Origin of the sequence: Streptomyces sp. NPDC046900, from assembly GCF_040644975.1 — a bacterium.
Classification (GTDB): domain Bacteria; phylum Actinomycetota; class Actinomycetes; order Streptomycetales; family Streptomycetaceae; genus Streptomyces.
The window spans coordinates 1-19,224 of the sequence record NZ_JBEYXD010000117.1 but is presented as its reverse complement, the minus strand read 5'-3'; the positions used below and the strand labels follow the sequence as shown (position 1 = coordinate 19,224).

The window sequence follows — 19,224 nt, the reverse complement described above, 5'->3', positions numbered from 1 at the left end:
GTCGCTCAACACCAACTCGGACTTCGGCCGCCCTGACTTCGCCACCCCACCAATCTACAACATAGAAAATGAATTTCAGGCGCGGGACACTAGGCAATCGACATCGCACCCTGGGCAACCGAAGTCATGTGACGGATTACCGGGACGGCAGTCCGCACCCCAGTATTGAAGCGTCGAACAGGGGCGGACGGCGTGAAAGCACGCCGCCGTCCGGCGGCGGAAGACGACCAGGTCCTTCGCCCCAGGGGAAACGAGCTGCGCGGCCGCGTCACCCTCGTGGACGTGACCGGCGTCGGAGGGCGTGCGCACAGCCGTGCATCCGTGCCTGGTCGCGGACCTACCGGAACGGCGGATCGGCGCATTCACGCCGCGAAAGCCCGAGATGGGATGCAGTCGGGCCCCAGGAGTTGCCGCCGTCGGATTTTCCGGCGCTGAGCCGCACCGATGAGGCGATTCCCATACTTCTCGGCAGTCCGTTCGACCTGCCGAAAGGATTCTGTTGTGTCAATTCTGGAAAGTGCCATGCCCCAATCCGCATTTGCGGGCGCCGATGCCCCGTGCCCGCCGGAACTCGCCGACCCCGCGAAGGGCCGGCACCGTGGACCGGCAGCGTCCGAACGCCCGCGGGACCTCGGGCTTCCCGGCCAAGGGCGGCATCGCCGGCTCGAAGCTCTCGCTTCTCCACGGAGGCAGAGGTGACGCGGCTGGCCTTCCGGACCGGGTGTCCCGTCCGGACACGGCATGCGGACGACATGAACGACCAGGGCAGCCGGCGAAGCCCACGGCAAGCCCCTGCGGCGCGACGCATCCGTGCTGACGGTGGCACCGGCAGCACGGAGATCCTCGATCCGATGTGCCCTGGCATTGCGAACTACCGGCTTCCCGCTGCTGCACCGGATCCAGTCGAATTCGCCGCGCGGTTCGAGTGCGAGGCTCTGCCGTTCCTCGACCGGCTGTACACCGCCGCGCTCCAGCTGACTCGCGACCGCGCAGCCGCAGAGCACCTGGTCCAGGAGACGTACCTACGCGCTTTCGAAGCGTTCGGCGCGTTCACCGGCCGGACCGGTCTCAAGGCCTGGCTGTTCCGCGTCCTGGCACACACGGCGCTCGCGCTCGACGCCTGCAGCCGGCGGCAGCGTCAGCCGCACCGGACCGCCTCCACGGGCCGGTCGGAAGCCGAGCACCCCACGACCCCCGCTCTCGCGACAGTTGAGACGCAGGCCGTCGGCCGGCTGTCCGACCCGGAGGTGAAGGCAGCGTTTCGGCAACTCCCGCGGGAGGTCGCAATAGTCGTGCACCTCGCCGACGTCGACGACTTCACGCACCGGGAGATCGCGGAGATCCTGAGTATCCCTCCGGAGACCGCGGCATCCCGGTTGCTCCACGGACGGCAACACCTGCTCCGGCTGCTCACCGACGCCGCACGTCGACACGGCCTCCCCGCCTGACGAGGACCTCGGGATCCCCTCTCCCGGCTGCTGCCCGCAGGCACTTCGCCGCTCGCCGGACGACGAATCCGCAGCGCCGGCTGTCGACGTGGAGCGGCTGCACGGGCAGGGGGTGATGGCCTGGATCGGCCGGGCCGGCGTGGCCCTGTGAAGTTGCCCGGGTAACTCGGCCCAGGGCGTGGCCTGGTGATGGGTGGGTTTTCGGCACCCGCAATGCCAGTCGCAGCGGCACGGCCGATCATCATGCCGAGCTAACGGCCAGTCCTCCCAGAGCGCCGACTTTGACGCAGCGACAGACATGGGGCGAATCATCGCTCACCCATTCCCACCGGGGCGGATGGGGTTATCGGCGAGGGCAGGGCTGCCCCCGCCTGGACGACCGCTGGTGCCGCGACATGAGGCACTGGCTTGACATATCAGACAGACCTGTCTACTCAAGATTGGAAGTGTGCACATGAGCCGGGCCACCAGATCGGCCACGACCCAGGCGAGCCGGTCCGCGCGCAGCAGCGAGGTCGGTAGCGAGATCGATGACGGGCTGGAGGCCGGCACCCGGTCCGAGCCGAGAGGCGGGCGCCTGTCCGGCACACCGGCGCTGTACCTGCTGGCCTCGGTGTTCATCTCGCTGCTGGCCTCGTCCAGCGCGCCGACGCCGCTGTACGCCCTGTACCAGGCACGATGGGGCTTCTCGCCGATCACGACGACCATCGTGTTCGGTGTCTACGCGGTTTCCGTGCTCGTGTCGTTGCTGACCGTGGGCAAGCTGTCCGACCATGTCGGCCGCAGGCCCGTGTTGATGGTGGCGCTGCTGATCCAGGTCGGGATGATGGTGGTGTTCGCCACGGCTGACGGCGTGCCCTCGCTGATGGTCGCCCGCGTCGTGCAGGGCCTGGCGACCGGCGCCGCGATCGGCGCGGTCGGCGCGGGCATGCTCGACATCGACGCCAGGCGTGGCCAGTTGACCAATGCGGTGTCGCCGACCATCGGCACGGGGGGCGGCGCGCTGATGTCGGCGCTGCTGGTGCGCTACCTGCCGGCGCCCACGCACCTCGTCTACCTTCTGTTGCTGGCGGTGTTCGCTCTGCAGGCGATAGGCGTCGCACTGATGCGTGAGACGGTCACGCCGGCACCGGGCGCGCTGGCCAGCCTCTGGCCCGAGTTCAAGCTGCCGCGGGCGGTCCGCGCGCACATGCTGGTCGCGGCTCCCGTGCTGTTCGCCGGGTGGGCACTGGCTGGGTTGTACGGCGCACTCGGTCCCGCGCTCGTCGCCAAGCTGACCGGGGGCAGCACCGAGGTGCTCGGGGGCCTGAACCTCTTCGTGCAGGCCACCGTCGCCGGGTTGGCGGTGGTCGTGCTGCGCAACGCTCAGCCGGGAACGATGATGATCATCGGGATCGGCGCGCTGCCTGTGGGCGTCGTTGTCACCCTCCTCGCGCTCGCCGTGGAGTCGCTGCCGCTGTTCTTCGTCGGCACCGCGATCTCGGGTGTCGCCTTCGGCTCCGGGTTCCAGGGCGGCATCCGCACGGTCGCCTCGCGGGTCGCGCCGCACGAGCGAGCTGGTGTGCTGTCGCTGCTGTACGTGATCTCGTACCTCGGCTTCGGTGTGCCGGTCGTGGCCGCCGGTTTCCTGACCGTGCACGGCGCGGGTCTGCTCGGAGCGACCAGGGACTACGGTATCGCGATGATCGTGCTGGCGGTGGCGGCGCTGCTTGCGCTGGCTCGGTCCCGACGAGCCTCCCGGCCTGGAGATTGAATGCTCCCCTCCGCGAAGGGGAGGGGATTTTTGGCTCAGGCAGCCCGCTGAGGCGGCGCCTCAGCGGGTCTTACGCCCTCGGTGCCAGCCGGGTGCAGGCATACGTTCTCTCCGAAAGAGGCAGTGCGTGCTTGGTTCTCACTCCGCACGATGCGCAGTCCATGGTGGGGCGCGCGGGGTGTGTCAGGCGCACATCGCGCCCGTGCTTGCGGCCCATCTCGACCCGTGCGGCCTTGGTGGCGCCGATCGCCGCGTCGGCGGCCTTGCGGGCCATCGACGTCTTGGGGGATGCCCGGTCGGCGAGAGCCAAGCCCGTCGGGCGCTCGGATCCTGCGGCGGCAGGTTAAAAACGCCTTATGCGCTGGCTTCGGCCCGTCGTCGCCGGGAGCGGCTCGGAGACGTAAAACCGCACGTGGAGCCGGTGTAAGACCAGGTGTATGCCGGACGGACGGCTGCGAAGCATGTACCCATGACCTGCCTCCTTTCGGGTGGTACGGGACTTCCACCCCGGAATGGGTGGATCGCTGAGACATGCCTATGTCTCGGTGAGCGGCTGTGCGGATTGTCACCGAGACCGGGAAGTGGATCGCGCAGGTCGCGAAGGACCTTGGGATCGACGACCCGCGCCGGCCAGTTGGGTGTCCCGGCCCGCAGGGCAGGCGGGACCGGGGCGGCTGGTGAGAGCGAGGAGCTTGCGCGGCTGCGGCGGGAGAACGCCCAGTTGAAGAAGGACAACAAGGAGCTGGCCATGGAGCGTGATGTGCTGAAACGCTGCATGGTCTTGGGGGTGAAGTAGCTGTGGCGGACCCGGCGGACGTCGTCGGGGTGATCAGCGACCAGAAGACCGTGCACAACGTTCCGCACCGCACCTCCCGCCGGGCACTCGGCGTGTCGGAAAGGTGGTTCTACAAGTGGTGCCGTTGGCCGTTGGAGCCGACGAAGCGCGAGGCCAGGCGGGCGGCGCTGGCGGAGCGGATCCGCTACTTCTTCGACCGTTCGGGCAAGACGTACGGCTCGCCGAGGGTCACGCTGGACTTGTGGGAGGAGGGCTGGCAGTTGTCGCAGAACGCCGTCGCCGAGATCATGGCGGGTCAGCGAGCGGCGCCGGCGATCAGGAAGGCCGGACCGCATAACCAACGTCTTTACGCAACCAGGGGATTGACACGACAGAGCGGCCTTGGCCTGCCTGGTCTTTTCGTCTGCAAGGACTTCGCTTCGATCGTGGGCCGGGGCCTGCACGGTCTGCTCGGCCACGTCGGCCGCGCTGATCTTCGGCGCGTCCGTTCAGGCGCTCAGGTCCGTGTCTACAAAACCGGTGTGAACCCCACCACCAAAGTGCCCTGTTTGCGTAGCGCCTGCCGCAGGGCGTCGGTCAAGGACCACTGCGCTGCCTTGGCGCGGCATAGCCAGGGAACAGGGGCTGCCCGACCCAGGAGGCTGCAACAGCAGCAGCCTCGCGGACTTCGGGCTTGGTGACGTCCAGGCGCAGCGCAGTGACGTCCCGGTCGACAACTGTCGCAGGGTCGCGGACGCCCGCGTAGACCTTGCTCGCCCCGTGTTCGATCAGCGCACGAGCAAACGCACGGCCAATGCCGCGGTTGGCCCCCGTGTCCAGGGCCACTGACCCTTTGATGCCCATCATTCTTTCCTTTGCTCTCGCGCGTTGGCACCGGCAGGCTGTTCGGGCTCTTGGATGGCGGGCCGAATGCCGGGCTCGAAGGCGGTTGCGGCCCGCGGACGAAGGCCAGTGGCAGCCGGGCACGTGACGCCGATGCCGTGGGCCTCCTCACATCTGGATGTTTGCCATCATCTATCGTGTATGTTGAACGACATCCAGATTGATCCGCTAGAGACCGATACAACATCCGTATCGTTTCTGCGGAATGCATCGCCGGCACACGACGGCGAGGTTAGGAGCTTTTTATGTTCGACATGAAGAATCTCAAGCGTCTAAAGAAGCTGGACCAGAACGCTCCGGCGTCCATGAAGGCATTCTGGGAGTTCGAGGAGGCGGCCTTTGCCGAGGGGGCGCTCACGGTCCGTGAGAAGCAGCTGATGTCGGTCGCTGTCGCGCTCACCACCCAGTGCCCGTACTGCATTGAGCTGCACACCACAGCCGCACGCCAGGCCGGGGCTGATGACGCGCAGCTGACCGAGGCTGCCATCGTGGCCGCGGCGATCCGCGCCGGCAGCGCTGTGACCCACGCCACGCACCTCTACAAGGACTGAGGGAGCGGCTTTCCCGCCCGGTGCTGTCCGCGGCGGTGGCGGCCAAGCCCGGCCGCCGGTGCATGCCGGGGGTGGCGGCCGGGCATCAACCAGGCGGTGTCCGGGAGGAGTTCGGTGCTGGTCACCGACGCCCACGGACTCGGCCGCGGTGTCAGTCACTTGATGTCTCTTCCTTGATCATCAATTACGCCGGAGACCGTACAGACCCTGGACGTCGACTGCACGGCCAAGGGGGAGTACCGCGTGGTGCGTTCCACGCCGCCGGGCTTCGAGTGTTCGATCATCTTCGGCGATGGGATGACTACCCGCCGCCCCGGCTCGACCCGGGGCCTGGTCTCCGACATGGAGCAGGGAGATGGGGGCCCGCAGACTCATGCGGTTACCTAAGCAATCGAAATCTCGGCTTCAGTGATTACAGTCGCATGACAGATTACCGGGACGGCAGCCCGGCCCTACTGTTGATGGTGTCGCCAGAGCGGGAACGGGCGGCGAATCCGCGCTCACCGCAGGAAGAGACGGCCGGTTCGCCTTAGGGGAAATTCCTGGGACCTGCATCATCGACTCTGAAAGTAAGGGAAACCCGTGCCGCCCCTGGCGGTATGCAGCATACGCCGCCAGGGTGCGGATGTTGTCAAGCGGCTGACGGTGGCAGTGAAAAGGCCACCTAAGATGGAGTTTTTGATCTCAGGATTATCTGTGTAATCCTGTTGACATGGCAAGTGCCGTTCGAGGAGATAGTGTGTCCAAGACCTACGACCCGCGCCGTACGGCGGTCTTGCTGGTCGACCCCTACAACGACTTTCTGTCCGAGGGCGGCAAGATCTGGCCGCGTCTCGGGCCTGTAGCGAACGAGGTCGGCCTGCTGGACCACCTGCGCTCCGCGGTCGCCTCCGCCCGTGAGGCAGGCGCACGTGTGGTGTTCGTTCCGCACCGCCGCTGGACGCCCGGTGACTACGAGACGTGGGAGCACCCCAACCCCACCCAGCGCGCCATCATGGAGCGTCACAGTTTCGCGCGCGGAACCTGGGGCGGGGAGTTCCACCCCGACTTCCAGCCGCAGCCCGGTGACGTCGTGGTCCATGAGCACTGGTCGCAGAGCGGCTTCGCCAACACCGACCTCGACTTCCAGCTCAAGCAGCACGGCATCACCCACGTCGTGCTCGTCGGCGTGCTGGCGAACACCTGCATCGAGTCCACTGGCCGTTATGCCATGGAGCTCGGCTACCACGTGACGCTCGTGCGTGACGCCACCGCGGCGTTCCTCCCCGAGATGATGCACGCCGCCCACGAGCTGAACGGCCCCACCTACGCCCACGCCATCGTCACCACGGACGAGCTCACCACCGCATTCGAGGGAACGCACGCATGACACTGACCGGAGAACTGCTGATCGGGGCGGCCTGTGTGCCGGCCACCGCTGGGACGATGACGGCGCTCAACCCTGCCTCCGGAGAGCTCATCGAGCCCGAGTTCGCCTTCGGCGGCGCGGCCGAGGTCGACCGTGCGGTCCGCCTCGCCGACGAGGCCTTCGACAGCTACAGCCACTCCGGCCTGGCCGAGCGGGCCGCGCTCCTCGAGCTGATAGCGGACAAGCTCGAGGCGGTCAAGGACGAGCTCGCCGCCCGGACTTCGCTGGAGACCGGCCTGCCCGCTGCTCATCTCGAGGCAGAGACCTTGCGGACCGCAAGCGCGTTCCGCAAGTTCGCCACGGTTGTCCGTCAGGGCCGCTTCCTGCAGACGGCGATCGACCCCGCACAGCCGGACCGCCAGCCCACACCGCGTATGGACCACCGGCTGCAGAAGGTGGCCCTCGGCCCCGTGGTGATCTTCGGCGCCAGCAACTTCCCGATCTCCTACTCAGCGGCGGGCGGCGACACCGCCTCGGCCCTGGCGGCCGGCTGCCCCGTCATCGTCAAGGCCCACAACGCGCACCCCGGTGCCTCCGAGATCCAGGGCCGCGTGATCCAGCAGGCCGTCGCCGAAGCGGGACTGCACGAGGGCGTCTTCTCCCTCATCCGGGGCGCAGGCAACGAGATCGGCGAGGCGCTGGTGGACCACCCCCTGGTCCGGGCGGTCACCTTCACCGGCTCCGAGGGCGGCGGCATGGCTCTGTACCGCCGGGCCCAGCAGCGTCGCGACCCTATCCCCGTGTTCACCGAGATGACCAGCGTCAACCCGACCTTCGTGCTGCCGGCTGCCCTGGCGGCCCGCGGCGCGGAGATCGGCAGCGGCCTCATTCAGCGTGCCATGTACAACGTCGGGCAGGCCTGCCTGAAGCCGGCCACTCTCCTCGCCGTGGACGGGCCCGGCTTCCAGGAGCTGCGCGAGGCTGCGACGGCCGAAGTGGAGAAGGTGGCCGCACGGACCATGCTCACACCGGGCATCCACGACGCCTACACCCGCAACGTGCAGCGGATGGAGGAGCGCGGCGCCACCCTGATCGGCGCGGGAGCGGCCCCGACCCGCGCATGGGACGGCCAGTCCCAGCTGTACGAGGTCACCGGTGACCAGCTCCTGGCCGAACCGGACCTGCGCGAGGAAGTCTTCGGCCCTGCCGTCCTGCTGATCCGGCTGTCCGGCGTGGATCAACTCCTTGAGGCGGCCCGCGCTTTCCGGGGACAGCTCACGGCCGCCATGCACGCCGACGCGCCCGACCACCCCGCCGCCGCACGGCTTCTGCCGATCTTGGAGCGCCGCACCGGCCGCATCGTGATCAACGCCCTCTCGCTCCCGCAGGAGGTCTCCTACGCCACCACCCACGGCGGCGCGTTCCCGGCCACCTCCGACAGCCGCTTCACCTCCGTGGGCATGAGCGCGATCGAGCGGTTCCTGCGCCCGGTCACCTACCAGAACTTCCCCGACGAGCTCCTGCCGCAGCCGCTGCGCGAGGCCAACCCACTGCATCTGTGGCGACTCGTCGATGGCGAACTCGGCCAGCACTGACGCGTACCGCGGGCCCCGTCCCACCGAACGGGGCCCGGCCCGGCGCCGGCCCGGCGCCGGGCCGCTTCGCTATCCCGGACGGAAGGAGCCCCTGCATGACAACCACCGACCAGGCGGCCGCAAGCAGCGACGGCGAGGCCCGTGAAGACGTGCGCAGGAAACTGCTGGGTGCATGGGAACTCGTGTCGTACACCGCCACGGGCGCCGATGGGCGGGTCATCCGCCCCCTCGGCGCCGCACCGTACGGGCTGATCGTCTACACCCCCCAGGGATACATGTCCGCCCAGTTGGGCCGCGGCGACCGCGCCCCCATGGGATCGGATCGCCTCGAGGACGTGGCGGCGGAAGAACTGGCCCAGGCAGCGGTCGGCTACGTCGCCTACGGCGGACTGTTCGAAGTCGTCGACCCCGCAACCGTCGAGCACCACGTCACCACCAGTCTCTTTCCGAATTGGATCGGACGGTCCCAGATCCGGACGGTGAGCTTCGAAGGCGCGCTCCTGAAACTCGGCATCGCCACTCCCGTCCGCTTGTGGGGCGCGGACCGCACAGCCGAGCTCACCTGGTGCAAGCCGGCCTGACCGCCCAGGCACGGTGCCGTGGCGGCGGTACCCGAACCCGCGTCGGACGACCCGGCCCGACACCGGGGGCCGGCAGGGGGTGGCGGCGCTCGCGGGCCCGGATCGCGGCCTTCCCGCCGACGGACAGCACGATCGCCCCGGCTGGCGGGCCGCGGTACAGCTCGCAGGTGTCTTTGGCCCGCTCCCAGAGGTAGGCGATGTCGCGGCGGCTGGGCCAGCGGACCTTGTGCGGCTCGAGGTCCAGGTCGGCGAGGATCCGGCGGATGCGAGAGGCGGGGATCGACGCGGACACGGGTGTCCGCCCAGCCTTCGAAAGAGGAAGTCACCGGAGGGACCGACCGGCGGAACTGCCGTGCAGCGGGGTTGCAGGCCTCGGTCATGCCCCACTTTCCGGGCCGCCTGGTGACGGGGAGGGCGGCGCGCGGCCGGCAGCCGGGCCGCAGGTCGCGATGCCTTTTCTTCGACGGCCCGGAGACCGGCCTCGGCGGGCCCCGCCGCCTTGGTGGCCTGTCCGTCCGTCGCCGGCACGCGTGCCGGCGACTAGCTGTCGTGCATCCGGACACACACAGGCGATGGTGCAGGTGAGCTCGACTGGGTCGTAGATCGCGATGGCGCATCTGGCGGTGAGCGGCTCGAGGTTGAGGGGGTCCACGGGAGGCATCGCGGCGCGTGCGGACAGCAGACGGGCTGCGGTGTCGCTGAGGCGAGCCAGGAGCTCGTCGGGCGGCAGGACCAGGGCCGCGAGTGTGTGGACGGCTGTCGGCAGCAGGCCCATGGTGATGGCTGCGGCGATGCCCTGCCCTGCCACGTCGCCGACGATCAGCGCGGTCCGCACGCCGGGCAGCCCGATCGCGTCGTACCACGCGCCGCCGCCCTGAGGGCCGGGAAGGTGCGGTGGGGGATCTCCACGGTGGTCTGTGTGGTCGGCGACCGGGGCAGAAGTTTGCGCTGGACAGTGGACGCGATGATCCATTCGCGCATGTATTGGCGGGCGTTGTTGATGCACAGTGCGGCATGAGCACACATCGCGGACGCCACCGTGACGTCGTCCTCTTCGAGCCGCGGCCGGAGGCCGGACAGGACGCGCGAGATGCGGACCACGCGCAGCCGCTCGTCGAGCACGTACAGTTCCACCGCGAAGTCTGAGAACACGGTCTTCAAGACCGCCTTGTCCTGCCGAGAGACGGCATCCTGCAGTGATCACCTGCCACACCACGAAGGTGCCCTGCAGTACCGGCGTGACCTAACCCCACGGCCGTCTCAAAGAACCGCTCCCGCCGCCAGTCGTCATCCGTGGCGACCTCGCGCATGAGGATGGTCAGAGACTGGCCGACGGCCTCCTCGGCGGACCATCCGAACAGCTCCTCCGCCACACGTCCCCACTCGACCACTCGACGGCCCTCATCAATGAGCGCAAGCACGTCATTGCCGGGCATCCGAAAGCACCACCGCCTGGATCCCTGCCCGGCAGATACGCCGGTCGGCCCATCTCCCAGAAAGCCCCGGCCCGGCTCACGCGGCAACCGCTGTGCGGCACCCGCCGGGGCACTGCTGACGGCGGACTGGCAACAGGGGCAGCTGGGTCAGCCGTGCGCGGTGACGTTGGCGGTCAGACGCTCTAGGAGGGACTTGGCAGCGCCGACCTCCCAGTCGCTGAGGCCCACGGCCTCCCCTATGGCGGCGGGGATGGCGCGAGCGCGTTCGCGCAGCTCGACCCCCTGCGCGGTGAGAGTGATCTGCACCGAGCGCTCGTCGCTCGCCTGCCGCTCGCGCCGGATCAGCCCGTGCGCCTGCAGACGCTTGAGCAGCGGCGTCAGAGTGCCGTAGTCGAGCTGCAACAGTGTGCCCAGGGTCTTGATGGGGACGGCGCCGTGCTCCCACAGGACCAGCATCACCAGATACTGGGGATAGGTGAGATCGAGCTCCTCTAGCAACGGACGGTAGCGGTTCGTCAGCGCCCGCTGCGCCGCATACAGGGCGAAGCACATCTGGTCCTCGAGGAGCAGGCTGCCCTCGGGGGCCTGGACCTGCGCGACGTCTGTTTCAGTGCCCCCCGCGGTGTCACTCATCACGGCTCCTCTCTCCCGCTGGTCCTTCACTCGCAAGACTACTTCCAACAAGTGGCGCAACGGTTCAATGCTCAATTTTATATCGTACACAAGGAAAACTGGCGATGGGGGGTGCTGGGCGCGGGGCTGCGGCGTACTGCAGTGCCATCGCCTCGCTCCGTGAGTACGGGTCGAAATTCCCGATGGGCGAGCTTCGCGATCGGACGACGCGCCCAAGGGCACCCGATTCGGCGACGGACGACACGCCCGTGCACACCGGAGCGGTGTGCACGGCCTTGGATGATCCAGACCGACCGGCGTGCTCTTGGGTGTGAGGAAACCCAGAGTCACACGTCTGGACAGGGAGAGATCAAGGAACGTGGGCGACCGGCGCACCCAAAACCGTTCGGGATGCGCGCGATGCCAGGCAGTGAGTCCAGGCCCCACTTCCTTACTGATGGGGAACGGTGCGGTGGTCAGCCTCGGTGGGTTTCGAGGAGCCTGAGCCAGACTTCCCCGAGGGTGGGGAAGGCGGGGACGGCGTGCCAGAGCCTTTCCAGCGGGACTTCACCTGCGATGGCGATGGTGGCGGAGTGCACGAGTTCGCCGACGCCGGGGCCAGCGAAGGTGACTCCGGCGACGGTGTTGCGGTCGAGGTCGATGAGCATGCGGGCCTTGCCGCGGTAGCCCTCGCCGTACTGGTGGGCGCCGGCGATGTGTGCGAGGTCGTAGTCCACGACCTTGATTCGGCGTCCATTGCGCTCAGCCTCGCGGGTGGTCAGGCCGATGGCGGCGACCTCCGGGTGGGTGAAGACGACTTGGGGGACGGCGGTGTGGTCGGCGGTGGCGGCGTGGGCGCCCCACGCAGTGTCGTCGACGGGCTCGCCGTTGGCCCGGGCGCCGATGACGGCGCCGGCGATCCGGGCCTGGTACTTTCCCTGATGTGTCATCAGGGCGCGGCGGTTGACGTCACCGATGGCGTAGAGCCAGCCGTCGGCGATGGCCGTCACGCGGAAGGTGTCGTCCACGGTGAGCCAGTCACCGGGGGTGAGGCCGACGCTCTCCAGGCCGAGGTCGGCGGTGCGCGGGGCCCGGCCGGTGGCGAACAGGATCTCGTCCACGGCCAGTTCGCTGCCGTCCGACAGCGTGATCCGCACCTCGCCGCCCCTGCCGCCCTCACGTGCGAGGGAGGTCACGGAGATCCCGAGGCGGATGTCGACGCCGGCGTCGCGCAGTCCGTCGGCGACCATCTCGCCGGCGAACGGCTCCATCCGCTCCAGTAGCGCGTTCTCGAGGACCAGCATGGTGACCTGGGAGCCCAGGGCTTGCCAGGCGGTGGCCATCTCGACGGCCACCACGCCGCCGCCGACCACGGCGAGGCGCCCGGGTACCTCATCGGCGCTGGTGGCCTCGCGGCTGGTCCAGGGGTGGACGGTGTCGATTCCGGGGATGTCGGGCACGGCGGCGCTGGTGCCGGTGGAGATGGCCACGGTGTGCCGGGCGGTCAGCTGGATGGTGTGGCCTTCGGCAGTCTGCACGGCGACCTGGCGGATGCCGGCGAGCCGGCCGTGGCCACGGATCAGGTCGACGTCCACCGAGTTCAGCCAGTCAACCTGGTCGTCGTCCTTCCAGTGCGAGGCCATGGCGTCGCGGTGGGCGAGGACCGCGGCGACGTCCAGGGGCCCGGTGACCGCCTGGCGCAGGCCCGGTATGCGACGTGCGTCGGCGTGGGCCACCACCGGCCGGAGCAGGGCCTTGCTGGGGTCGCAGGCCCAGTACGAGCACTCGCCGCCGAGGAGTTCGCGTTCGACGATCACGGTGCTGAGCCCGGCGGCGCGGGCGCGTTCGGCCACGTTTTCCCCGACCGGACCCGCGCCGATGACGATCACATCGTAGGTGCGGGTTGTCTCGTTCATCACTGCTCCGTTCTTGTGTCACCCAGTCAGCTGTCTTGGCCTCGTGCCCGTGGCGGTGTCTGCTGGATGACGGTTCGTTGCCGAAGGGACGTGCTGCCGCTTTGGTGACGGTGGTTCGGTGGTTCCCGAGGTCGAACTCGGGGTGGCTGAAGGAACGGGCCGTGGCCTGCGGCCGGTGGCCACGTAACTGCTGCTCGGCCGTTGCCGGGCGGGCGGAGGTCTGCCGCACCGAGGACGGACATGGCTGGTCATGGGCGGATCCGTCCGGCTGTGCGGCCGACGCGGTGTGGTGGCCGGACCGCTGGGCGGTGGTGTGTGCCTGCACGCCCAACGGTCCGGCGTCAGCACCCGAGCACCGGGCTGCCCGGCGCACGTTTCGGTAGTCGCCGTGTGCTTGCTGCCGGGTCCGGTTCGGGTTTGCCGGTGATGCACTCGGGCTGAAGGGGGCGGCCGTGGTCCGGGACGGTCACGGCCGCTCGCGCCGGTGCTGTCAACGGCCGGCGAGCCGCTGCTTCACTTCCTGGAGCACCCAGCCGTTGCCGTCGGGGTCGCTGAAGGTGAGATAGCAGCCGTAGGAAGCGCGGTCGGGGTGCAGGCCGGCCAGCCGCTCCTGGCCGGGGCCGTTGTGCACGACGTCTCCGGCATCGTGGCCGTGGTGGAGCAAGCCGCCGGCGTCGTGGAAGATCTCGCTGACCTCAATGCCGCGGGCGACAAGCTCCGCGTGAGCCTGCTCGATGTCCGAGACGATGAGGTACAGGCCCTGGGTCGAGCCGGGCGCGGCGGTGGTCATCCCGTCGCCGAAGATGATCGAGCACTCGGAGCCCGGCGGCGTGAAGTGCACCACCCGGAATTCCTCGTTGTCGGTGTAGTCCACGTCCAGGCGGAACCCCACAGCCTCGTAGAAGGCCTTGGCCCGGTCGGGGTCGGAGACGGGCAACACGAGGAGTTCAAGCTTCAGGTCCATGAGGATGTCTTTCTTTCTGGTGTCGTTTGGGTGCAGTCGGCCGAGAACCCGGGTGCAGCAGACGCAGGGGTGTCCGTCGTTGCTGCCGTCGCGGTGGACAGGGCAATGGCCCAAGGGCGGCAGCGCACGGGCCGATTCTCGTGATCGGGCCCGGGGCGATGCACCGAAAGCGGCCTGTGGGCCAACCGCTCGCCAACGGCTTCGTAGCCGAGTCCGTCGCGAGGACGGAGCCATGGCGGGAGAGCGGTGCCGGACAGCTGTCGTCCCCGGCCTGCACCGAATATACCGAGTGCACAAGCAAAGTTTGTGCGTGGCAACTGTGACAAAGGAGACACGGCAGGTGCCATGGTGCCCCGCGCCCAGGGGTCGCAAGCAGGCTCGCTGAAGCGGGCCGGTGCCGCATATACCCGGCACGGGCGGCTGTGGTGGAGGCCACCCGCCGATCAAGTACGCCTGTGGCACTCTACCTTTTGTGCGTTTTTATTTTGCGCGCTCTGCGTCGTGGGGGGTGTCCTCGTGGGCCCGCACGTTTCGCTCGGGCGCCAGCCACGCCGCCGTGCATGTCCTCAAGAGTCTGATCGCCGCGCTGCTTGCGTGGGGCGCCACCGTCCGCTGGCTGCCCGCGCAGGACCAGTACCTGGCCGTGGCCGGTGCGCTGCTCATGGTGAACACCTCCACCGTCTACCGCTCGGTGAACCGGGCCCTGCACAGCGCCTTCACCCGGATCGCCGGGACCTCGCTGGCGCTCTTGGTGGTCTGGCTGCTCGGCTCGGCCGTCGGAGCGGTGGCCGCCGTACTGGCGATCACCCTGGTCACCGCGGGTCGCCGGGCCTCCGACGACCGCCTGCAGATCGCCTCCAGCGCGGTGCTCACCCTCGCCGCGGCCGCCGCGGCCCCGGTCGACCATGCGATCCTGGCGGCGATCGGCACCGTACTGGGCGGAGCAATCGGCATGACGGTGAACGCCCTGGTCCTGCCGCCACTACACCTCGCCCAGTCCGACACCGCCATCCGCGATCTCGCCCGGTCGATGGGCGTGCTGCTCTGTCAAATTGGCGGCGGCCTGCGCGAACGCCGGGCCTTGGACCGGGCCGACGTCTGGCTGGAGCAGGCCCGCGACCTGGAGCGACTGGTCGGTGAGACACAGCAGCACGTCGAGGAGGGCCAGGAGTCCTTGCGCTGGAACACCCGCTGCGCCCTCGGCCGCTGCGGATCGGCTGCTCACAGTGAGCTGTGGCACGCTCTGCACGGCGTCTCCTTCCAGATCCGCGGCATCGCCCGGACCCTCGCCGACAGCGCCGACGACAGGGGCGGCCGCCGCCTCGGCCCGGTCTTCCTGGAGCGCTACGCCGAACTGCTGGAGTTGGCCGGCGACGCGGTGGAGGCGTTCGCCGCGCCGCACGGGCCAAAGCCAGCCGACCAGGACGACGCCCGTGAGCGGCTGCGCGGGGCGCTGGACCGCGCCCAGTCCTGGCATGACGCCATGACCGACCTGGTCGGACACGGCACCCTGGCCCGCCCGGATGCCTGGCATGTCTACGGGTCGCTGATGACCGACCTTGAGCGGCTGCTGATCGACCTGGGGCGCACCGACGCCCACGCCGCACCCGCCCGCTGACCGGCCCGTCCAAGCGGGTGCACCCGATGCCGACGAGATAGACCGGTTGCTGTGGCACACCGTTCCCAATTGCCGGAGATCAGCGTGCCGAACCGCTTGCGGTGCCCGTGCTTCTCGCGGGTCTTGTCCGTGCTGAAGTCGAGGTCTTCGATCGCGATATTCAGGTTGTGCCGCTTGACCCAGTGCAGCAGCCGGATCAGCGCGTGCCGCACCTGTGCGTCGCGATGTGTCGCCGGTCCACACAGGTCGAAGAAGAAGTGGCGGGGCTTGCCGCACGGGTTGCCGTGCTCATCGAGGCGCCAGGCGGCGAGGTGGTCGGCGTTGGTGTCCACGCCGACCAGCCCGCCGGCGCGGGCCACATCCAGGGGCACGGTCTTGATGGGCGGGATCAACCGGCGTCTGGCCCGGAAAATCGCTGACGCGGGTTTCGGGGAGATCCGACGCCAACTCACCTACAAGACCCGACGCAATGCCTGCCGCACGGTGGTCGCGGACCGCTGGTTCCCCTCTTCCAAGACCTGCTCGGCGTGTGGTGCGGTGAAAGCCCACACTGCCCTTGCACGTCCGCATCTTCGACTGCGACGCATGCCCATTCGTCAGGGAACGGGATGAGAACGCAGCCCGCAACCTCGCCGCTCTTGCGGCGATTGCCGTCACTGGTACCGCAGTGGCCGCAGACCAGGGCGTGTCAGCGCCGAAGCCTGATGGAGCCGACCAGAGGACCCGCACCACCCGTCGCCGCCACCCGACGCGGACAGGACAGGCAGGGCGGGCAGGTGGCGCAGCCCTGCCGCACCAGCGGCAGACAGAAACGAGAGACCGTACTCAAGCCGAAGCCCTCACACTTGGTGATGTGACGGACCTTCCGGGCCGCAATGCCCGGAATATTGAGACCTGACTACGGTCTCGGCAACGGCTACATCGGGGCGGGCATCGGCGTCGCCGTTCCGGTCCGTCGCCCAAAGGCCAGTCCGAGCAGGCCCTCCACGTCGGCACTCGCATGACGAAGGTCCTGGTTAGGCATGCTCGCGCGCTGGGTGAGCGGACCGCCGCCGAGCTCAAGGAACGCTGGCGCGCTCAAGACGTCACGCTCAGCACGGGCCGGATCGGCGACATCGTCCGCGCTGCCCTCGTCCTCAACTGCCATTGGAATGGGTATTGAGAAAACGCATATGACCTTTGCCACATTCTAAGAGGGCACTGGTTACTTGTGTGCGAGGTAAGTTGGCAATAGGTTTTACGCGTTGACTGAGGGGCGTATGGGTGCCTTTTGGGCCGCAAACTACCTGTTGAGCTGGAAGCGAGGGCATCGCCATGATTGGAAGCTTGAACTCATCGTGCTGCCTGTCTCCGACGTTGATCGGGCGAAGGGCTTCTGCGAGGCACTGGGGTTCCGCCTGGATGTCGACTGCACGGCCAATGAGGGGTGCCGAGTGGTGCGCTTTACGGACTCCGAGTGTTCGATCATCTTCGGCGACGCGATGACTGCCGCCGCCCCCGGCTCGATCCGGGGCCTGCACCTCATAGTCTCCGCCAATGGAGCAGGTGGATGTGGGGCCCTGTGGACTCATGCGGTTACCTAAGTGATCGAAATATCCCCCTCAGTGACTACAGTCGCATGACTGATTACTGGGATGGCAGCCCGGGTCCTACGTTGATGGTGTCGCCAGAACGGGACCGGGTGGCGCGGTGAATCCACGCTGACCGCAGGAAGAGGCCCCGGTTCACTTCGGGAGAAATTTCTGAGAACCCGGCATCAACTCTGAAAGTAAGGAAACCGGCATGTCTTCCACTCCCGGAACGCCGGCGATCCATTCCCGTTCGAGTTCCCAAGGCGGCACTGGGGGCCCTGCGTGCGCGTATCAAGGCCGCGTGCCGGCCTGAGAAGGAGACCCGTCGCCGACCGGTCGCAGAGCGTCCTTTCCGACGAGCTCTGCCAGACTCTGAAGAGCTCGGCGGAGTAGGCCTACCCGAACCTCGGTAGTGCTCCCACCGCCAACCCTCGCCACCTCTCGAACGGGCGAATTTACGCATTCCATTTACATCGGCAGGAGCGCTGCACAGACCTGCCCGATCTCTCGTTAATTGCACGACAAGGAGACCAAAATGTCCGCCACGTCCGGGGCGATCCGCCCGTTCACGGTCAAGATCCCCGAGGCAGAGCTTAGGGACCTGCGTGCGCGTGTCGTTTCTGCGCGGCTGCCGGGGAAGGAGACCGTTGCCGACCTGTCGCAGGGTACGAAGCTGGAGACGGTGGAGCGGATTGCCCGTTACTGGGCGTCGGAGTTCGACTGGCGCAAGGTCGAGGCGAAGCTGAACTCTTACCCGCAGTTCATGACCGAGATCGATGGCCTGGACATCCACTTCCTCCACGTGCGCTCCAAGCACGAGGATGCGCTGCCGCTGATCGTCACCCACGGCTGGCCGGGTTCGATCATCGAGCAGCTGAAGATCATCGACCCGTTGGTCAACCCCACCGCTCACGGCGGCAAGGCGTCGGATGCCTTCCATGTGGTGATTCCGTCGATGCCCGGTTACGGCTTCTCCGGTAAGCCGACCACCGCCGGTTGGGGTCCGGACCGTATCGCCCGTGCCTGGGCCGAGTTGATGAACCGCCTGGGCTACACCAAGTACGCCGCGCAGGGTGGTGACTGGGGCGCGGTCATCTCGGACCTGATGGCTCTTCAGAAGCCCAAGGGGCTGGTGGGTATCCACACCAACATGGCCGGTGTGGTTCCGCCTGCGGTTGACGCTGCGTGCTTTGTCGGCAACCCGGTCGACACCACCGGGTTCTCCGCCGATGAGAAGCGGGCGGTCTCGCAGCTGGACTTCTTCTACCAGCGCGTCGGCTACGCGAACCAGATGGGCCGGCGCCCGCAGTCGCTGGCCGGCCTGTCTGACTCCCCGGTCGGTCTGGCGGCCTACCTGCTCGACCACGACACGGCCAGCTTGGAGTTGATCTCGCAGGCCTTCGCCGGCAACCCCGGCGGCCTGAGCCGAGACGACTTCCTGAACAACGTCACGCTGTACTGGCTGACCGACACCCCGGTCTCTGCGGCGCGGCTGTACTGGGAGAACAAGCACCAGTTCTTCGGGTCCAAGGGCGTCACCCTGCCGGTGGCCGTGAGCGTCTTCCCCCACGAGATCTACGAGGCTCCCAAGAGCTGGACTGAGAAGGCTTACCCCAACCTGATCCACTACAACGTCCTCCCCACCGGCGGCCACTTCGCCGCCTGGGAGCAGCCGACGCTGTTCGTCAACGAACTCCGCGACGGCCTGCGGCCGCTGCGCTAAGCGCCGGCTCCGGTCTCCACGGTCGCCGCATCCGGCTGGCGCCTAGAGATGACATGCACCAACTGGCCGCCCCCGCATCCGCAGTCCAGTGGGGCGAGCTTCCACCACCTCAGGAGATCCACCATGTCTGACCTCATTCCGTCGCACTCCCGTCGGAAGTTCCTCGCGACCTCTGCTGCCGCTTCGGCTGCGGCGGTGGCTGCGTCCTTCGGCGTGATTCCCGCCCCGTCGGCCTCGGCAGCCGACCAGCCCTCCGGCTCCGGCGCATCGTCGGGCCCGAGGATCCGCCCCTTCCGCGTCCACTTCCCGGAGCGGGGCCTGTCGGACCTCCGTCGGCGTGTCGTTTCTGCGCGGCTGCCGGGGAAGGAGACCGTTGCCGACCTGTCGCAGGGTACGAAGCTGGAGACGGTGGAGCGGATTGCCCGTTACT

General features: G+C 68.2%; 19 protein-coding genes and 3 pseudogenes. 13 read left to right on the top strand and 9 right to left on the bottom strand.

The genetic code is table 11. From position 1 onward, the window contains the following. Positions 1 to 851 precede the first annotated feature (851 nt). Together ABZ904_RS45910 and ABZ904_RS45905 are read left to right on the top strand one after the other, a co-directional pair. Positions 852 to 1,448: a sigma-70 family RNA polymerase sigma factor gene (locus ABZ904_RS45910; protein ID WP_361830078.1), complete on the top strand. Its 597-nt coding sequence runs from the start codon at positions 852 to 854 to the stop codon at positions 1,446 to 1,448. Between the two features lie 454 nt (positions 1,449 to 1,902). Further along, on the top strand, positions 1,903 to 3,201 hold the full coding sequence (locus tag ABZ904_RS45905) for an MFS transporter (protein WP_359411141.1): 1,299 nt from the start codon (positions 1,903 to 1,905) through the stop codon (positions 3,199 to 3,201). A gap of 91 nt (positions 3,202 to 3,292) precedes the next feature. Here the strand turns inward: ABZ904_RS45905 and ABZ904_RS45900 are convergent. Next, positions 3,293 to 3,484: pseudogene (locus ABZ904_RS45900) on the bottom strand (RNA-guided endonuclease TnpB family protein); the annotation flags it as partial. A gap of 324 nt (positions 3,485 to 3,808) precedes the next feature. Between ABZ904_RS45900 and ABZ904_RS45895 the strand changes: the two are divergent. The 6 genes from ABZ904_RS45895 (at position 3,809) to ABZ904_RS45870 (ending at position 8,954) form a co-directional block, all read left to right on the top strand. Continuing rightward, positions 3,809 to 3,997, top strand: a complete 189-nt coding sequence (locus tag ABZ904_RS45895; protein WP_359411139.1) for a hypothetical protein — start codon at positions 3,809 to 3,811, stop codon at positions 3,995 to 3,997. 2 nt (positions 3,998 to 3,999) lie between these two features. Continuing rightward, a complete protein-coding gene (locus ABZ904_RS45890; RefSeq protein WP_361830076.1) occupies positions 4,000 to 4,677 on the top strand; it encodes an IS3 family transposase in 678 nt (225 codons plus the stop codon). A gap of 447 nt (positions 4,678 to 5,124) precedes the next feature. Next, positions 5,125 to 5,430, top strand: coding sequence for a carboxymuconolactone decarboxylase family protein (locus tag ABZ904_RS45885; protein ID WP_359411135.1), 306 nt, complete (start codon positions 5,125 to 5,127; stop codon positions 5,428 to 5,430). A 739-nt stretch (positions 5,431 to 6,169) separates the two neighbouring features. Next, complete coding sequence (locus tag ABZ904_RS45880; protein ID WP_361830074.1) at positions 6,170 to 6,799, top strand: isochorismatase family cysteine hydrolase; 630 nt, start codon at positions 6,170 to 6,172, stop codon at positions 6,797 to 6,799. Next, a complete protein-coding gene (locus ABZ904_RS45875; RefSeq protein ID WP_361830072.1) occupies positions 6,796 to 8,373 on the top strand; it encodes an aldehyde dehydrogenase (NADP(+)) in 1,578 nt (525 codons plus the stop codon). The genes ABZ904_RS45880 and ABZ904_RS45875 overlap by 4 nt, the downstream gene beginning before the upstream one ends. A gap of 95 nt (positions 8,374 to 8,468) precedes the next feature. Continuing rightward, positions 8,469 to 8,954: a lipocalin-like domain-containing protein gene (locus ABZ904_RS45870; RefSeq protein ID WP_361830070.1), complete on the top strand. Its 486-nt coding sequence runs from the start codon at positions 8,469 to 8,471 to the stop codon at positions 8,952 to 8,954. On the opposite strand, the gene ABZ904_RS45865 is transcribed toward ABZ904_RS45870, so the two are convergent. The 7 genes from ABZ904_RS45865 to ABZ904_RS45835 form a co-directional block, all read right to left on the bottom strand. After that, entirely contained in the window at positions 8,932 to 9,246 is a 315-nt protein-coding gene (locus tag ABZ904_RS45865) for a hypothetical protein (RefSeq protein ID WP_361830068.1), read from the bottom strand. The genes ABZ904_RS45870 and ABZ904_RS45865 overlap by 23 nt on opposite strands. 84 nt (positions 9,247 to 9,330) lie before the next feature. After that, entirely contained in the window at positions 9,331 to 9,729 is a 399-nt protein-coding gene (locus ABZ904_RS45860; protein ID WP_361830080.1) for a hypothetical protein, read from the bottom strand. A gap of 44 nt (positions 9,730 to 9,773) precedes the next feature. Continuing rightward, a complete protein-coding gene (locus ABZ904_RS45855) occupies positions 9,774 to 10,106 on the bottom strand; it encodes a hypothetical protein (protein ID WP_361830066.1) in 333 nt (110 codons plus the stop codon). A gap of 5 nt (positions 10,107 to 10,111) precedes the next feature. Beyond that, positions 10,112 to 10,390, bottom strand: a complete 279-nt coding sequence (locus ABZ904_RS45850) for a PAS domain-containing protein (protein WP_361830064.1) — start codon at positions 10,388 to 10,390, stop codon at positions 10,112 to 10,114. Between the two features lie 147 nt (positions 10,391 to 10,537). Next, positions 10,538 to 11,023 (bottom strand): MarR family transcriptional regulator, encoded by a 486-nt coding sequence (locus ABZ904_RS45845; protein ID WP_359410468.1) that lies wholly within the window; start codon positions 11,021 to 11,023, stop codon positions 10,538 to 10,540. A gap of 455 nt (positions 11,024 to 11,478) precedes the next feature. Then, positions 11,479 to 12,918, bottom strand: a complete 1,440-nt coding sequence (locus ABZ904_RS45840; RefSeq protein WP_361830062.1) for an NAD(P)/FAD-dependent oxidoreductase — start codon at positions 12,916 to 12,918, stop codon at positions 11,479 to 11,481. 490 nt (positions 12,919 to 13,408) lie between these two features. Beyond that, entirely contained in the window at positions 13,409 to 13,882 is a 474-nt protein-coding gene (locus ABZ904_RS45835) for a VOC family protein (protein ID WP_361830060.1), read from the bottom strand. Positions 13,883 to 14,438: 556 nt separating this feature from the next. Here ABZ904_RS45835 and ABZ904_RS45830 point away from each other — a divergent pair. Continuing rightward, positions 14,439 to 15,500: a hypothetical protein gene (locus tag ABZ904_RS45830; RefSeq protein WP_361830058.1), complete on the top strand. Its 1,062-nt coding sequence runs from the start codon at positions 14,439 to 14,441 to the stop codon at positions 15,498 to 15,500. Between the two features lie 71 nt (positions 15,501 to 15,571). Here ABZ904_RS45830 and ABZ904_RS45825 read toward each other — a convergent pair. Continuing rightward, positions 15,572 to 15,889 (bottom strand): annotated as a pseudogene (locus ABZ904_RS45825) (IS200/IS605 family accessory protein TnpB-related protein); the annotation flags it as partial. Here ABZ904_RS45825 and ABZ904_RS45820 point away from each other — a divergent pair. The 4 genes and pseudogenes from ABZ904_RS45820 to ABZ904_RS45805 all read left to right on the top strand — a co-directional run. Further along, a complete protein-coding gene (locus ABZ904_RS45820) occupies positions 15,879 to 16,112 on the top strand; it encodes a zinc ribbon domain-containing protein (RefSeq protein WP_361830056.1) in 234 nt (77 codons plus the stop codon). The pseudogene ABZ904_RS45825 and the gene ABZ904_RS45820 overlap by 11 nt on opposite strands. Positions 16,113 to 16,759: 647 nt before the next feature. Continuing rightward, positions 16,760 to 17,032: pseudogene (locus ABZ904_RS45815) on the top strand (hypothetical protein); the annotation flags it as partial. A 574-nt stretch (positions 17,033 to 17,606) separates the two neighbouring features. After that, on the top strand, positions 17,607 to 18,794 hold the full coding sequence (locus ABZ904_RS45810) for an epoxide hydrolase (protein WP_361830054.1): 1,188 nt from the start codon (positions 17,607 to 17,609) through the stop codon (positions 18,792 to 18,794). A gap of 123 nt (positions 18,795 to 18,917) precedes the next feature. Then, positions 18,918 to 19,224: epoxide hydrolase N-terminal domain-containing protein (locus ABZ904_RS45805; RefSeq protein ID WP_361830052.1), on the top strand; the 307-nt coding region annotated here is incomplete at its 3' end.

Excerpts from the sequence above, each read along its gene's own strand:
- ABZ904_RS45910 (WP_361830078.1), top strand. The coding sequence starts at position 852 with ATGTGCCCTGGCATTGCGAACTACCGGCTTCCCGCTGCTGCACCGGAT.
- ABZ904_RS45905 (WP_359411141.1), top strand. The coding sequence starts at position 1,903 with ATGAGCCGGGCCACCAGATCGGCCACGACCCAGGCGAGCCGGTCCGCG.
- ABZ904_RS45885 (WP_359411135.1), top strand. The coding sequence starts at position 5,125 with ATGTTCGACATGAAGAATCTCAAGCGTCTAAAGAAGCTGGACCAGAAC.
- ABZ904_RS45875 (WP_361830072.1), top strand. The coding sequence starts at position 6,796 with ATGACACTGACCGGAGAACTGCTGATCGGGGCGGCCTGTGTGCCGGCC.
- ABZ904_RS45870 (WP_361830070.1), top strand. The coding sequence starts at position 8,469 with ATGACAACCACCGACCAGGCGGCCGCAAGCAGCGACGGCGAGGCCCGT.
- ABZ904_RS45860 (WP_361830080.1), bottom strand. The coding sequence starts at position 9,729 with ATGGGCCTGCTGCCGACAGCCGTCCACACACTCGCGGCCCTGGTCCTG.
- ABZ904_RS45850 (WP_361830064.1), bottom strand. The coding sequence starts at position 10,390 with ATGCCCGGCAATGACGTGCTTGCGCTCATTGATGAGGGCCGTCGAGTG.
- ABZ904_RS45845 (WP_359410468.1), bottom strand. The coding sequence starts at position 11,023 with ATGAGTGACACCGCGGGGGGCACTGAAACAGACGTCGCGCAGGTCCAG.
- ABZ904_RS45840 (WP_361830062.1), bottom strand. The coding sequence starts at position 12,918 with ATGAACGAGACAACCCGCACCTACGATGTGATCGTCATCGGCGCGGGT.
- ABZ904_RS45835 (WP_361830060.1), bottom strand. The coding sequence starts at position 13,882 with ATGGACCTGAAGCTTGAACTCCTCGTGTTGCCCGTCTCCGACCCCGAC.
- ABZ904_RS45820 (WP_361830056.1), top strand. The coding sequence starts at position 15,879 with ATGGGCGGGATCAACCGGCGTCTGGCCCGGAAAATCGCTGACGCGGGT.
- ABZ904_RS45810 (WP_361830054.1), top strand. The coding sequence starts at position 17,607 with ATGTCCGCCACGTCCGGGGCGATCCGCCCGTTCACGGTCAAGATCCCC.